Source organism: Acidovorax sp. DW039, from assembly GCF_037101375.1.
Classification (GTDB): Bacteria; Pseudomonadota; Gammaproteobacteria; order Burkholderiales; family Burkholderiaceae_C; genus Acidovorax.
On record NZ_AP029019.1, the window covers coordinates 4,718,354 to 4,732,318 of the forward strand.

Genomic DNA, 13,965 nt, shown 5'->3' on the forward strand with positions numbered 1-13,965 from the left:
GCGCCTTTCATCAGCGCTCAGGCGCTGCGCGCAGCCTCCAGCACGGCGCGGGTGCGCAGCGCCTCAGTGCGGGCTGCGGCGCCAAAGTCTTCCCCTTGTGATGCATACAGCACCGCACGCGAAGAATTCACGATGATGGGCCCATCACTGCGCAGCCCCGCACGCACGGTGGCCACCGCATCACCGCCCTGCGCACCCACACCGGGAATCAGCAGCGGCAGCGTGGGCGCAATGCTGCGCACGCGCTCGATCTCTTGCGGATAAGTGGCACCCACCACCAGCCCAAGCTGGCCGTTCAGGTTCCAGGGGCCTTGGGCCAGTCTGGCAATGTGTTCGTACATCAGGGGCTGGCCTTCAATGCTGGCCAGGCGCTGGTTTTGCAGGTCGTCGCCACCGGGGTTGGAGGTGCGGCAGAGCAAGAAAGCCCCCTTGCTGGGGTAAGCGGCCAGGTAGGGCTCGATGGAGTCAAAACCCATGAAGGGCGAGAGCGTGACCGCATCTGCGCCGTAACGCTCAAACGCCTCTTTGGCGTATTGCTGGGCGGTGGAGCCGATGTCGCCACGCTTGGCGTCCAGGATGACAGGCACCTGCGGGGCCGTGCGCCGCATGTGCTCCATCAGGCGTTCGAGCTGGTCTTCGGCCCGGTAGGCGGCAAAGTAGGCAATCTGCGGCTTGAAGGAGCACACCAGATCGGCCGTGGCATCGACGATGGCTGCGCAAAAGTCGTAGATCTTGCTGGCATCACCCTTCATATGGGCGGGAAAGCGGGAGGGCTCAGGGTCCAGGCCCACGCACAGCATGGATTGGTTTTGCGTGGTGGCAGCGCGCAGTGTGTCGATGAAGGTCATGAGGGGTGATTTTAGGTGGGTGCTGCAGAAACAGGCCGCGGATGAAGCCGCCCATGAAAAAGGCCACCCCGCGGGCGGCCTTGAGCGAGCACAGAAGGCGCTTAGAGCGGCTAACACGACCCAGCGAAGCGGCCCTGGCTAGGCGTTCCGTCGCAGGCAGTACGAGTGGTACGACAAGACGGGACAACGACGCCAGGGGGGGTTGTGTTGGCCGCTCTTAGTTTCCGGCTGCGCGCTTTTCCAGAATCTCGAACGCGGGCAGGGTCTTGCCCTCCAGCACTTCCAGGAAAGCGCCGCCCCCAGTGGAGATATAGCCCACCTGCTTTTCGATGCCGTACTTGGCAATGGCCGCCAGCGTATCGCCACCGCCCGCAATGCTGAAAGCCGAAGACTCAGCGATGGCTTTGGCAAGCTGTTTTGTGCCGTTTTCAAAGGCCGCAAACTCGAACACGCCCACGGGGCCGTTCCAGACGATGGTACCTGCCGACTTGAGCTGGGCTGCCAGACGGGCTGCCGTCTCGGGGCCAATGTCCAAAATCATGTCGTCGGCGGTCACGTCGGTGGCAGCCTTCACGGTGGCGGGGGCATCGGCTGCAAAGGTCTTGGCAACCACCACATCGGTGGGGATGGGCACTTCGGCACCACGGGCCTTCATCGCGGCCATCACGGCCTTGGCGGCGTCCAGCAGGTCGGGCTCGGCCAGGCTCTTGCCGATGGGCAGGCCCGCCGCCAGCATGAAGGTGTTGGCAATGCCGCCCCCCACGATGAGCTGGTCCACCTTGCTGGACAGGCTTTGCAGGATAGTGAGCTTGGTGGACACCTTGGAGCCCGCCACGATGGCGGCCAGGGGGCGCTGGGGCTGGGCCAGGGCCTTGGTCAGGGCGTCAATCTCGGCTGACAGCAGCGGGCCTGCGCAGGCTATGGGGGCGAACTGCGCGATGCCATAGGTGGTGCCTTCGGCGCGATGGGCGGTGCCAAACGCGTCGTTCACAAAGATGTCGCAGAGCTGGGCCATCTTGCGGGCCAGCTCTTCCTTGTTCTTCTTTTCGCCCACGTTGAGGCGGCAGTTTTCCAGCAGCACGATCTGGCCGGGCGCGACCTGCACGCCATCCACCCAGTTGGCCACCAGAGGCACCTCACGGCCCAGCAGCTCGGCCAGGCGCTTGGCCACGGGGGCAAGAGAGTCTTCAGGCTTGAATTCGCCTTCGGTCGGGCGGCCCAGGTGGCTGGTCACCATGACGGCGGCACCGGCGTCCAGTGCCATGCGGATGGCGGGGATGGAGGCGCGGATGCGGGTGTCTTCGGTGATGTTGCCTGCGTCGTCTTGCGGCACGTTCAGGTCGGCACGGATGAAGACGCGCTGGTTGCGGGCCTTGCCCTGGGCGCACAGATCGGAAAAGCGAAGGATGTTCATGGCGAGAGGGTGGAGTGAATCGGTCTTGTCGCCCGCCATTTTATGGATTCGGCAGCCATCGACTTGAAGCCGCTCACCTGGGCCGAAGCGCCGCGCGAGGCTTCGAGAGGCTCAGCCCGAGCGGTGGTTTCAATTTCCATGAGGCCCACTCCCTGGTGAGCGAGGTCTGTGCGACTGGCTTCGCTGGAGGGGGGAAGTGCCAAGGGCAACTCTGGTGTCCGCTCTACCACCCCAGGCCAATGTGCAGCGGCAGGTACACACACATGCCCACCACGATCGTGCCCAGAATGCCGCGCTTCCAGAAGTAGTAGCTGCTGGCCAGAAGCACTGCGGGCAGTCGTGCGTCCTTGAGGGTGTGGATCAGCTCGCCCTGGGTCATGAGGATTTCGGGGGCGATGACTGCGGTCAACGCGGCTAGGGGTGCGTACTTCAGCCCGCGCTTGAGCCAGTCGGGCATGGACATTTCGCGCTCAGGGATCATGAAGAACGAGCGGGAGATGACGGTGATGACCGCCAGCCCCAGGATGGCAATGACGGGCTCAACCCAGGACCAGTTCATGGATGGCGCTCCTCGCGTACCGGCACCACATCGCCGTCGCGCACATGCTGTTTCTCGTCGGCCGGGAGCTGTTCGTCGGCGGGCACCAGCAGCAGCTCAGGGGGGTTGCGGTGGTGCTCTACCGCCTCGATCAGCAAGCCCACCGCCACCGCCGCCGCAATGGCGACCAGGATGTTGAGCTTGAGCGGCAACGCAAAAGCCGCGATGGCTGCCGTGGCGGCCACGCCTGTGGCCAGCCAGGTAGCGCGGTCAAACAGCAGGGACAGCAACACCCCCAAAAGCGCCAGTACACCCGCAAAGCCCAGGCCCCACGACAGTGGCACCACGTTGGCCAGCGCAATGCCCAGCAGCGAGGGCACCTGCCACGACAGCCAATTGGTGCAGGCTGCGCCCCAGAAGTACGGCACCTGCTCAGGCTCGGGCGTCTGCTGCGGAAACCGCTTCATGAACGCGACAAAGATCACATCGCCACTGAAGTAGCCCGTGGCCAGTCGCCAGCGCAAGGGTAGATGGGCAAAGTAGTTGCGCCACATGCTGCTGAAGATGACAAAACGCAGGTTGACGCAGGCCGCCGTGAGCCAGATCACCCACAGGGGTGCGCCCACCGTGAGCAGCGGGATGACGGCCAGCTGGGCGCTGCCTGCATACACTACAAGCGACATGAACACGGCCATGGGCAGGGACATGCCGCTCTTGATCATGGCCACGCCGGTCACCAGGCCCCAGGCCCCAATGCCCAGAGAGGTGCCTAGCATGTCTTTGCCAGCCATGCGAAAGTGCGGGTGGCGGACGATGGCCCGCAAGGGCGATTGGCTGTCGCTCACGAAGCCACCGCGCCAGCGCCCAGCACCTGGCCCACCGGCAAAGGAAAGCCCCGCACAAAATCTGCCACAGGCAAACGCTTGCCACCAGCGCGCTGCAAGGTGGTGAGCCGCAGGGCCGTGCCTGCGCCACAGGCCACCGTCACCCCCTCGGGGCCTGATGCCAAAATCTGGCCATAGCGCTCATTGGATAAGCGTGAGCAGCTATCAATTTCATAGCACCAGACTTTGATGGCCTCACCCTGCAGATGGGTGCTGGCACCCGGGAAGGGGTCAAACGCGCGGATGCGCTGGCCGATCACGGCTGCAGGCAAAGACCAGTCGATCTCGCTCTCAGCTTTCTCGATCTTGTGCGCGTAGGTGACACCTTCCGCAGGCTGGGGCACAGGCCGCAGCCCGCCGCAGGCCGCCAGCTCCAGCGCCTCCACGATCATGCGCCCGCCCAGCTCGGCCAGACGGTCGTGCAGGCTGGCGGTGGTGTCGGTGGGCTGGATGGGGGTCTTTTCCATTAACAGCATGTCGCCGGTGTCCAGGCCCGCATCCATCTGCATGATGGTGACGCCGGTGTCGGCATCGCCCGCCTCAATCGCGCGGTGGATGGGCGCAGCGCCACGCCAGCGGGGCAACAGGCTGGCGTGGATGTTGAGGCAACCCCACCTATGGGCCCCCACGCTCCCCGCTGCGCGTGGTTCGCTGCCCCCCAAGGGGGCCTTCGCGCCTTCGGGCGGCCGTGCGGCGCTCATCTCATCCAGCACCCACTGGGGCAGGATGAGCCCGTAGGCGGCCACCACCATCACATCGGCCTGCGCGGCCAGCAGGGCATCGCGCGCGGCAGCGGCGTCTTCCGGGTACTTGCCGTCCAGCCTGAGGCTGCGCGGCTGCGCAACGGCAATGCCATGCTCCAGAGCGCATTGCTTGACGGGGGACGCCTGCAGCTTCATGCCCCGGCCTGCGGGGCGGTCGGGCTGGGTCAGCACCAGCGGCACCGTGAACCCCGCCTGCAGCAAGCGGGCCAGGGCCACGCGGGCGAATTCGGGGGTTCCGGCAAAAATGACTCTCATCGGCAATCTCTTGAAAGCAGAACGCCCGGCGCGCCTGGCGTTGCACAGCAGTGCCCAGGCGGCTCAGGGGCGGTCGTCCTGGGTGTTGGGAATATCGTCGGCGAAGAGAACCTTGCGCACCACGCCTGCCGTGTCGATATGGATGTAGGCCAGCCGAGGATCTGACATCTGCAGGAAGCGATAAGTCCACACTTCTCCATCAAACAGGGCTACGCGCTCCACACGCTGTGGCGCACCGAGCCAGTAGCGCACGTCGTACACCGTCCAGCGGTCAACGGGAATCTGCTCCAGCCATTGAGGCGTCAGGGCCGGAGCGTTAGCCACCAGACGCCCCGAAGCGTCGAAATCGAGGTTGTATACCTGCACCCCGGCAGGTAGCTCGGAATACTGCCAGCGCTCGCCGCCCTCAGCACGAGGGTAGACCGAGGTGGGCTTGCCCAGGCGGTGCGCAATGTCCTGGCTGGAAGCGCCCAGAGGTGCGCGCCCCGGCATGGCGCATCCCGCCATCGCCAGCGCAACGAGACCCGTGGCCACAAGCAGAACGGGGCGGGCAAGGAAGCCCAGCAACCCAGAGACCCTGAACAGCCCCCCGGAGAGAGAACCAGACCGGGAGAACATCACTCCCGATTTCCCCGCTGCTGCTTGACCATTTTGGTTTTGATGCGGTTGCGTTTGAGTGGGGAAAGATATTCGACAAACACCTTGCCCAGCAGGTGGTCCATCTCATGCTGAATGCAGACCGCCAGCAAACCTTCGGCTTCGATCGTATATGTCTCGCCTTTTTCATTCAGGGCTTTGACATGCACGGAAGTAGAACGCTGAACACCGTCGTAAATACCCGGCACAGAAAGACATCCCTCGTCTCCCACCTGCTTTTCCGGGCTGGCCCAGGTAATTTCCGGATTGATCAACACCATGGGCTGATCGCGCTCTTCCGAAACATCGATCACCACCACTCGCTCGTGCACATCGATCTGGGTGGCGGCAAGGCCGATGCCATGGGCGTCATACATGGTGGCCAGCATGTCAGCCACCAGGGTACGGATGCGCTCATCCACAGCCGCCACCGGTTTTGCCACCTTGTGAAGCCGTGGGTCGGGATAACAGAGAATAGGAAGGATTGCCATGTAACCAGATATTAAGTGTCGCTATTTTCGCCACTTTTGGGCAAACGCGTCGCCCCTCAAGCCAATATTCATTGCCGAATCAAGGGCTTGAGCAGAGAATCTGAGATGGTTTGTAATGTACTTGTCGGTTTGTGCATGGATTCAATGCGGCCGACGTCAGTGAGGGGGCGTTTCTCAATGCATCAAAAAAGGAAAAACATGATGGCCATTACCAGCGTGCAGCGCACCGCCGTGGGCGCGCTGACAATTGTGGCCGCCGCTTTGGCATGCACGCCCGCCATGGCGCAGAAATATCCCATTACCGATGCACAGCGCAGCACTGCCCAGCAAGTTTCTGAAAAGGGTATTCCTGTCTCTGAACTGGCTCCCAATGCGCCCGACACATACGTCGTCAAGCGCGGCGACACACTGTGGGACATCTCCAAGATGTACCTCAAGAGCCCATGGCGCTGGCCCGAGTTGTGGGGCATGAACCTGAAGGCGCTGCCCAACCCGCACCTGATCTTCCCCGGACAGACCCTTTATCTCGACAAGACGGATGGCTACGCGAAGCTCCGCACCACGTCCACGGCTGGTGGATCGGACACCGTACGCCTGTCGCCCCGCACCCGCAACGACTCTGTGGCCAGTCTGGCACTGCCCACTCTGAAAACGCATCTGATTGCGCCGTTCCTGGTGGAGCCCCTGGTGGTAGATGCCGCCACCATCGAAAAAGCGCCCCGCTTGGTGGCCACGCCAGACCAACGGGTGCTGATGGCCACCGGCGACCGGGTATACGCCCGCAGCACCGAAGGCGGGCCCAAGCTGAGCACCCAGGCGGGCCAGCCCCGCAGTTACCGCATCTTCCGTGATGCCATCGCGCTCAAGGACCCCGTGACGGGCGAAGTGCTGGGCTACGAAGCCCGTTACCTGGGCAACGCCGAGCTGGCACGCAGCGAGACCACGGAAGAAACCAGCGATGGCAAGGGCAACTTCAAGCAGGAGCCCGTGCCCGCCACGGTTGACATCACGGCCAACAAGGAAGAAATCCGTGCTGGCGACCGCATGCTGCCCGAGCCTGCTCGCGGCTTCAAGAATTACATTCCGCACGAACCTCAGACCAACGTCAATGCGCGTGTCGTCTCCATCTACGGTTCATCGCCCATTGCCATGGCCGGCCAGCACCAGGTGGTTGCCATCAACATGGGTAGCGCACAGGGTATGGAGCCAGGCCACGTGCTGACTTTGCTGACCCAGGGTGACCGCGTCAAGGACGCCACTGCGGATGGCAATCGTGACACGATCAAGCTGCCCAGCGAACACAATGGCCTGGCCATGGTGTTTCTGACGTTTGAACGCGTGTCGTACGCGCTTCTGCTGGAAGTGCGCACCGGCGTGCGTGTGGGCGATCGCCTCGTCAACCCGCAATAAGTACGCCGCGAAGGCGCTTGGCGACCACTGCGCAACGGGGCCCCAGAGGCCCCTTTTTTTCAGATCTTTTCATTTTGTGATCGATTCCCATGGACCGGGACGAACTGGGCTCTTGGTTGCGACTGGCCACCACGCCAGGGGTGGGTAACCTGGCCGCGCGCAAACTGCTGGCAGCTTTCGAATGGCCCTCTGCCATCTTCACGCAGAGCGAAGCCAGTCTGACACGCTGCATCACACCCAAGCAGGCACAGGCACTGCTCACACCCCCGCCGCAGTGGCAGACCCTGCTGGAAACCACCTGGCAATGGCTGCATGCCGCGGACACCCCGGCAGGCACTGCGCGCGATATCGTGACCTTGGGCGACCCTCGCTATCCCAGGCTGCTGCTGGATACTGAAGACCCTCCGCTGATGCTGTATGTGGTGGGCTCCCCTGAACGAGTGCATGGCAAACCTTTCTGTGAAGGGCGTTGTCTGGCCATCGTCGGCAGCCGCAACCCCACGGCCCAAGGAGCAGACCACGCCTATGAGTTTTCTAAGGCCCTTCAAACTGCCGGTCTGACCATCGTGTCTGGGCTGGCACTGGGAGTGGACGGCGCAGCCCACGAAGGAGCATTGGCAGCCTGCGGTCCAGAAGCTGCTGCTGAGCAACCCGCAGCCACCATTGCCGTGGTGGGCACGGGGCTTGACCGGGTGTATCCCGGCAAACATCTGGCATTGGCCCACAGGATTGCGCGACATGGTCTGCTCGTGAGTGAATACCCGCTGGGGACACCCCCTTTGGCCGCCAATTTTCCCAAGCGCAACCGCATCATCTCGGGGCTATCGCAAGGCACACTGGTAGTAGAAGCAGCCTTGGCGTCAGGCTCACTGATCACGGCGCGGATGGCGGTGGAACAGGGCCGCGAGGTATTTGCCATCCCAGGCTCCATTCATGCACCTCAGTCCCGCGGATGTCACGCGCTCATCAAGCAGGGGGCCAAGCTTGTCGAGTCGGCTCAGGACGTGCTGGAAGAATGCTGCTGGGCCATCGGCCCTGACTCTGCTGATAAGTCTGTGCTCACAAATGTCCTCAATGGGCCCGTAGTCCAGACCATAGACACTCCAGCCGACACCACATCCGGAGCCCCTTCAGACCATCCCCTGTTGAAGGCCCTGGGTTACGACCCCGTGGGTCTCGACACCTTGGTAGAGCGTACCGGCATGGACACAGCCAGCCTGCAGGTTCAGCTTCTGGAATTGGAGCTGGACGGCGCTATCGCCCGGCTGCCAGGCAGCTTGTTCCAGCGCATGGGGCGTAGCTGATGGCATGCGGGCTGATGCGCACAGCCTTCATTGAAAAACCACCCTTTGAGGACTGATTGAACTTTCCGAAGAAAGCAATGCCGATGCGATGAAAAGGGGAACAACGTAGCCAAGAGAGTGATGTGAAGTGCTCTCAATCGAGCAAGCGCTCAGGGTTGGCATCCAGCTTGGCCAAGGCATCCCGGGTGGCGCGCATGGTGAGACCCTCTTCGTCCTGGGCCACCAGCAAGCCCGTCTGCAGGTAGGCCGCGAGGCGATGGAGCTGGATCAGGTAGCTGCTGCCATCCGTGGCGGCAAACAGATGCAACTGCTTGCGCTTGCTCTGCCACACATACTGGACTTGCGCAGAGGACCCATTGTGGTCAAGCGTGTACCAGGTGCCCGGCTTGAGCTCCTGGGCCCAGACCACCATATCGTCCTGCACGGGTGCCCCGTTGTCGGCAATCACGTGGATGGACGACGCATCAATACCGAGCATCATCTCAATGCTCTCGGAGTTGAGCGGCATATCGCCCAGCGTGGCATCGTTGATGAAGTCTTCCAGATTCGCCAGGCGCCTGGACATCGCATCGATGTGGGCCTGCGGGATGCTGGCGGTCTTGGAAAGGAATGCCTCGGCCAGCGTATCTGTCAGCACCTTGATGCGAGCATCCTGCTCAGTGTCCGTGACCCCGATCAGCGTCAGACCCTGACGGAGGCGCTGCAATAGGCCCGGCAGTTGCTGGATCACCAGCGCGCGGTCGGTGCGATTAGGCTTGGCACTGGCCGCCCACACCAGATCCGCAGCCGTCTGCTTGAACATGGCCGTGTCTGCATGCTGCGCACCATCGCGCACGGCAGACAAGGCCAACACCTCAGCCCAGGTCTTGAAAAGGAACTCGCGGATCTCGTCGCGCACTGGCATATCACGCAGCATGGTGCGCAACTCGATGGTGTACTGAATGGCGAGGGTTTCGCGTTGCTCCACCTGCTGGGCCACGCTCACCAGACGCGAAGTGGCCTGCTTCTCGGTCAGGAACTTGGAGAGGAAGCGCTCAAACTCCTCGTACACCAATTGGAAAACACGCCGACCCGTCTCGGGATATTGCTCAATCACCTGCACGACCCGGCGGATTTCTGCCTCCAGGGCACTGCCATTGATGGCCGTGGAGTCAAACCCCATGACGCACGCCCCCATGCGGTCGATCAGCTGGCGCGCAGGATGGTCCAGATTGCTGAAGAACTCGGGCTCTGCCAAAGCGACCCGCAGCACAGGCACCTGAAGACGCGCAAACCATACCCGCACTGCCGAAGGAATCCGATCCTCCGCCAGAATGCTCTGAAACATCAGGGCCACCACTTCAATGATGGCTTTCTCACCTGGCGTTGCAGCCTTTTTCTTGAGCTCTGCCGAGCGATCCCGCACCGCACCGGCCACCTGCACCACAGCGGCAGGACTGTAATCTTCCATGAGGGTTGCCACACCGCTGTAAAAAGTATCTGCCTGTACCCGGTGCGCGGACAGGGCGTGGGCCAACGCAGCCGAAGCAGGGGGCGCCTTCACCATATCGAAACCAGTTGCGGGTTGCGTGAGCAGGCGACGCAGCTGGCCCATCACCCCTTGTGCACGCTGGCGCGCGCGCAGCAACGGCGTCATGGCGGTCGCCGCACCGTAACCTCCAGCCGCCATGGCAGGACGGGGGCCCGCCATGTAGCCTGCCGATGGCATCGGTGCACCACGCCCCGATGGAGGGCCAGATCCACCCCATCGGCCTTGCGCAGCTGCAGCAGCCACCGCGTCCCGGGACTGTGCCAGAGCCTGGGACGCCAACCCTGCAGCACCCGATTCAGCCCCAGATGCTGAGGCGCCCACGCCCCCTGAAGCCGTGCGACGTACCCGCCCTCGCAAGTCTGTAGGAGCGGACACACCCTGCTCCACATAGAACACGTTCACGGCCTGATAGTGCTTCTGGACCTGCTTGGCCAACTCACGCTGCAGTGGGTCGACCACCGTCAAAAGGTCCGTGCGGGGCAACCCCGACTCCACCCACTGCTCCACCAGCTTCAGGCACACCGTCTCCACCCGCAGGATGTCGGTGCTGTCCATATCCTGGCCTTCGAGCACCTGCGTGCGCTGGCGCACAGAGTCGAATTGGGGGCCGACCTGCTCGGCCACTGTCAGTGCCATGCGGGAAGCAACAATCTTGTTTTCGACGACATCGTCGCTCAGCAGCTCCAGGCTGCCCCCCAGTACAGGCTGGGTCTGGCTGGTGCTCGAATGAGCGGCGAGAGCGTCACGCCAGACCTTGGCCGTGCGCTCCAGCCAGGCCGTGTGGTGGTTCTGATAAGTAAGCCAGGCGTCGCGCCGGGACTGCATTTCGCGCTGGGTGCCCACCTGGGCCAGCAGCGCGGAGAGAAACTCGGTGACCGTCTTGTCCAGGTCCGGCAGACTTGAGCACAGGCCCTCAACGAAGTTCTGGCGTGCCTGGCGCGCCAGACGACGTTGCGCTACAAGCGGGGCGTTGGTCTGCATGCGTAGATATTACCGGGTATTACCGGATCGGATGGTCCCGTTCACACAGCGGAGATCAGACAGCGGCCCCGGCGTTGGGGTCGTTCGGATCACCGGCATCCTTGCGCGGAGCAGACACCAGATCCTCGCGCTTCACCCCCAGCCACATGGCGATGGCGGCAGCCACGAACACCGAGGAGTAGATACCGAACAGAATGCCGATGGTCAGCGCCATGGCAAAGTAGTGCAGGCTGGGGCCGCCAAAGAACAGCATCGACAGCACCATCGCCTCGGTCGAGGCGTGGGTGATGATGGTACGGCTCATCGTGCTGGTAATGGCGTGGTCAATCACCTCCACCGTGGTCATCTTGCGGTACTTGCGGAAAGCCTCGCGAATCCGGTCAAAGATCACGACCGATTCGTTGACCGAGTAACCCAGCACCGCCAGCACCGCCGCCAGCACCGACAGCGAAAACTCCCACTGGAAGAAGGCGAAAAAGCCCAGGATGATCACCACGTCGTGCAGGTTGGCGATGATGGCAGCCACACCGAACTTCCACTCAAAGCGGAAGGCTAGGTAGATGACGATGCCCAGCACTACAAAGGCCAGCGCCATCAGGCCACCATGCACCAGCTCATCACCCACCTGCGGGCCCACAAACTCGGTGCGGCGCAGGGTGACACTCGCATCCGAGGACTTCAGGGCCTGTAGTACCTGTTCGCTTTGCTGGGCCGATGTCACCCCTTTTTGTACGGGCAGGCGAATCAGCACATCGCGGGGCGTACCAAAGCTCTGCACCTGCACATCGGCATAACCCAGGCCCGCCACCGTCTCACGCACTTTGGCAAGTTCTGCGGGCTGGCTGTAAGCCACTTCCATGACCGTGCCACCCGTGAACTCTACCGACAGGTGCAGGCCCCGCGTCAACAGGAAGAAGACAGCCAGCGCAAAGGTGATGAAGGAGATCGCGTTGAAAACCAACGCGTGCTTCATGAAGGGAACGTCTTTTTTGATGCGGAAGAACTCCATGTCTTCCTCCTTTATTGCGACTTGGCCACGGCAGTGGCGTCTGACTCAGGCTTCCAGACCTGACCGATGGAAACGCTCTTGAGCTTCTTCTGGCGGCCGTACCAGAGGTTCACCAAGCCGCGCGAGAAGAACACGGCCGAGAACATGCTGGTCAGAATGCCGATGCAGTGCACCACAGCAAAACCGCGCACGGGGCCCGAACCAAAGGCCAGCAGCGCCAGACCGGCAATCAACGTGGTCACGTTGGAGTCCAGAATAGTGGCCCAGGCACGGTCATAACCCGTGTGGATGGCCGCCTGGGGCGAGACTCCGGCACGCAGTTCTTCGCGCACACGCTCGTTGATCAGCACGTTGGAGTCAATGGCCACACCGATGGCCAGCGCCATGGCGGCAATGCCCGGCAGCGTGAGCGTGGCCTGCAACATGGACAGAATCGCCACCAGCAGCATCACGTTCACCGCCAGCGCGATGCTGGAGATCACGCCGAACAGCAGGTAGTACACGCACATGAATGCCGCAATGGCAGCCAGGCCCCACACCACGCTGTGGATACCGCGCTCAATGTTGTCTGCACCCAGGCTGGGGCCAATGGTGTATTCCTCGATGATTTCCATGGGAGCTGCCAGCGAGCCGGCGCGCAGCAGCAGCGCAGTGTTGTTGGCCTCTGCCGTGGTCATGCGGCCCGAAATCTGCACACGGCCACCGCCAATCTCAGAGCGGATCACAGGCGCAGTCACCACTTCGCCCTTGCCCTTTTCAAACAGCACGATGGCCATGCGCTTGCCGATGTTCTCGCGGGTGATGTCACGGAAGATGCGCGAGCCCTTGGCGTCCAGCGTCAGGTTCACCGTGGGCTCCTGCGTCTGGCTGTCAAAGCCGGGCTGCGCGTCTGTCAGGTTTTCACCGGTCAGGATGACCTGCTTTTTCACGATCACGGACTGGCCGCTGCGCTCGGGATAGCGCTCGGTACCAAACGGCACGGGGCCCCGGCCCTGCTCGGCAGCACGGGCTTCGGTGCTTTCGTCCACCATGCGCACTTCCAGCGTCGCCGTGCGGCCCAGGATGTCCTTGGCCTGGGCGGTGTCCTGCACGCCTGCCAACTGCACCACGATACGGTCCAGGCCCTGCTGCTGGATCACGGGCTCCGTCACGCCCAGTTCGTTGATCCGGTTGTGCAGCGTCACGATGTTCTGCTTGACGGCCTGCTCCTGCACCTTGCGGGCCGCCTCGGGCTTGACACTGGCGCGCAGGCGCAAGCCATCGCCATCGGGCTGGCTCACCACCTGCAGGTCAGCAAACTGGTCGCTGATGATGTTGCGCACCGTGGTCTGCGTGGCCTCGTCAGCCACCTTGATGTCAATCATCTGGCCGTCGCGCGAGATGCCGTTGTGGCGCACATTCTTCTCACGCAGTGCGGTGCGGATGTCACCGGCATAGGCCTCGGCCTTCTTGGTGAGAGCCGCCTGCATGTCCACCTGCAGCATGAAGTGCACGCCACCGCGCAAGTCCAGCCCCAGGAACATGGGGCGGGCATGGATGGCGCTGAGCCAGGCCGGTGTGCGCGAGATCTGGTTGAGCGCCACCACGTAATTCGGGTCGCTTGCGTCGGGCACCAGGGCCTTCTGGATCACGTCCTTGGCCTTGAGCTGGGTTTCCAGCGATTCAAAGCGCGCGCGCACCGAAGTGCCCTCCACCGCGACCTTTTCGGCGGTCAGGCTGGCGGCCTGCAAGGCCTGCTCCACCTTCTGCACCACGTCGGCGTCGATCTTGACGCTGCTCTTGACGGCGGAGACCTGCACCGCAGGCGTTTCACCAAAGAAATTGGGCAGGCTGTACAAGGCACCCACCAGCAGCACGACCACCAGGATCGCCCACTTCCAGACCGGATATCGGTTCATGA

Annotated in this window: 13 protein-coding genes; 2 read left to right on the forward strand and 11 right to left on the reverse strand. The window is 62.8% G+C overall.

All coding sequences use genetic code 11. The annotated features are described in order from the left end of the window. Positions 1-17 precede the first annotated feature (17 nt). The 8 genes from pyrF to def all read right to left on the reverse strand — a co-directional run bounded on the left by pyrF (position 18) and on the right by def (position 5,830). Positions 18-848 carry an orotidine-5'-phosphate decarboxylase gene (gene pyrF, locus AACH87_RS21140; protein WP_338796533.1) on the reverse strand — a complete coding sequence of 277 codons (831 nt, stop codon included), beginning with the start codon at positions 846-848 and terminating at the stop codon, positions 18-20. Positions 849-1,065: 217 nt separating this feature from the next. Beyond that, on the reverse strand, positions 1,066-2,262 hold the full coding sequence (locus AACH87_RS21145; RefSeq protein ID WP_338796534.1) for a phosphoglycerate kinase: 1,197 nt from the start codon (positions 2,260-2,262) through the stop codon (positions 1,066-1,068). Beyond that, a complete protein-coding gene (locus AACH87_RS21150) occupies positions 2,259-2,402 on the reverse strand; it encodes a hypothetical protein (protein ID WP_338796535.1) in 144 nt (47 codons plus the stop codon). Before AACH87_RS21150 ends, AACH87_RS21145 begins: the two co-directional genes overlap by 4 nt. Positions 2,403-2,485: 83 nt before the next feature. Further along, the gene (locus tag AACH87_RS21155; RefSeq protein WP_338796536.1) at positions 2,486-2,821 is read right to left on the reverse strand and encodes an AzlD domain-containing protein; all 336 of its coding nucleotides are present in this window, start codon (positions 2,819-2,821) and stop codon (positions 2,486-2,488) included. Further along, complete coding sequence (locus AACH87_RS21160) at positions 2,818-3,591, reverse strand: AzlC family ABC transporter permease (RefSeq protein WP_338799047.1); 774 nt, start codon at positions 3,589-3,591, stop codon at positions 2,818-2,820. Before AACH87_RS21160 ends, AACH87_RS21155 begins: the two co-directional genes overlap by 4 nt. A gap of 50 nt (positions 3,592-3,641) precedes the next feature. Continuing rightward, positions 3,642-4,703, reverse strand: a complete 1,062-nt coding sequence (locus AACH87_RS21165) for a methionyl-tRNA formyltransferase (RefSeq protein WP_338796537.1) — start codon at positions 4,701-4,703, stop codon at positions 3,642-3,644. A gap of 63 nt (positions 4,704-4,766) precedes the next feature. After that, the gene (locus tag AACH87_RS21170) at positions 4,767-5,321 is read right to left on the reverse strand and encodes a hypothetical protein (protein WP_338796538.1); all 555 of its coding nucleotides are present in this window, start codon (positions 5,319-5,321) and stop codon (positions 4,767-4,769) included. Then, on the reverse strand, positions 5,321-5,830 hold the full coding sequence (gene def, locus AACH87_RS21175; protein WP_338796539.1) for a peptide deformylase: 510 nt from the start codon (positions 5,828-5,830) through the stop codon (positions 5,321-5,323). The genes AACH87_RS21170 and def overlap by 1 nt, the downstream gene beginning before the upstream one ends. A gap of 198 nt (positions 5,831-6,028) precedes the next feature. Here def and AACH87_RS21180 point away from each other — a divergent pair, with 198 nt between their 5' ends. After that, the gene (locus AACH87_RS21180) at positions 6,029-7,240 is read left to right on the forward strand and encodes a LysM domain-containing protein (RefSeq protein ID WP_338796540.1); all 1,212 of its coding nucleotides are present in this window, start codon (positions 6,029-6,031) and stop codon (positions 7,238-7,240) included. Between the two features lie 89 nt (positions 7,241-7,329). Continuing rightward, positions 7,330-8,544, forward strand: a complete 1,215-nt coding sequence (gene dprA / locus AACH87_RS21185; protein ID WP_338796541.1) for a DNA-processing protein DprA — start codon at positions 7,330-7,332, stop codon at positions 8,542-8,544. 133 nt (positions 8,545-8,677) lie between these two features. On the opposite strand, the gene AACH87_RS21190 is transcribed toward dprA, so the two are convergent. Genes AACH87_RS21190 through secD form a run of 3 tightly spaced genes read right to left on the reverse strand, consistent with a single transcriptional unit; the run spans position 8,678 to position 13,963 of the window. Continuing rightward, on the reverse strand, positions 8,678-11,056 hold the full coding sequence (locus tag AACH87_RS21190; RefSeq protein ID WP_338796542.1) for a DUF1631 family protein: 2,379 nt from the start codon (positions 11,054-11,056) through the stop codon (positions 8,678-8,680). A gap of 55 nt (positions 11,057-11,111) precedes the next feature. Next, positions 11,112-12,065 carry a protein translocase subunit SecF gene (gene secF, locus AACH87_RS21195; protein WP_338796543.1) on the reverse strand — a complete coding sequence of 318 codons (954 nt, stop codon included), beginning with the start codon at positions 12,063-12,065 and terminating at the stop codon, positions 11,112-11,114. An 11-nt stretch (positions 12,066-12,076) separates the two neighbouring features. Continuing rightward, complete coding sequence (secD, locus tag AACH87_RS21200; RefSeq protein WP_338796544.1) at positions 12,077-13,963, reverse strand: protein translocase subunit SecD; 1,887 nt, start codon at positions 13,961-13,963, stop codon at positions 12,077-12,079. Between the last annotated feature and the right edge of the window lie 2 nt (positions 13,964-13,965).

Coding starts and splice junctions, on each gene's coding strand:
- AACH87_RS21150 (WP_338796535.1), bottom strand. CDS start 2,402: ATGGAAATTGAAACCACCGCTCGGGCTGAGCCTCTCGAAGCCTCGCGC.
- AACH87_RS21165 (WP_338796537.1), bottom strand. CDS start 4,703: ATGAGAGTCATTTTTGCCGGAACCCCCGAATTCGCCCGCGTGGCCCTG.
- pyrF (WP_338796533.1), bottom strand. CDS start 848: ATGACCTTCATCGACACACTGCGCGCTGCCACCACGCAAAACCAATCC.
- AACH87_RS21160 (WP_338799047.1), bottom strand. CDS start 3,591: ATGGCTGGCAAAGACATGCTAGGCACCTCTCTGGGCATTGGGGCCTGG.
- AACH87_RS21190 (WP_338796542.1), bottom strand. CDS start 11,056: ATGCAGACCAACGCCCCGCTTGTAGCGCAACGTCGTCTGGCGCGCCAG.
- AACH87_RS21155 (WP_338796536.1), bottom strand. CDS start 2,821: ATGAACTGGTCCTGGGTTGAGCCCGTCATTGCCATCCTGGGGCTGGCG.
- AACH87_RS21145 (WP_338796534.1), bottom strand. CDS start 2,262: ATGAACATCCTTCGCTTTTCCGATCTGTGCGCCCAGGGCAAGGCCCGC.
- secD (WP_338796544.1), bottom strand. CDS start 13,963: ATGAACCGATATCCGGTCTGGAAGTGGGCGATCCTGGTGGTCGTGCTG.
- secF (WP_338796543.1), bottom strand. CDS start 12,065: ATGGAGTTCTTCCGCATCAAAAAAGACGTTCCCTTCATGAAGCACGCG.
- AACH87_RS21170 (WP_338796538.1), bottom strand. CDS start 5,321: ATGTTCTCCCGGTCTGGTTCTCTCTCCGGGGGGCTGTTCAGGGTCTCT.
- dprA (WP_338796541.1), top strand. CDS start 7,330: ATGGACCGGGACGAACTGGGCTCTTGGTTGCGACTGGCCACCACGCCA.
- AACH87_RS21180 (WP_338796540.1), top strand. CDS start 6,029: ATGATGGCCATTACCAGCGTGCAGCGCACCGCCGTGGGCGCGCTGACA.
- def (WP_338796539.1), bottom strand. CDS start 5,830: ATGGCAATCCTTCCTATTCTCTGTTATCCCGACCCACGGCTTCACAAG.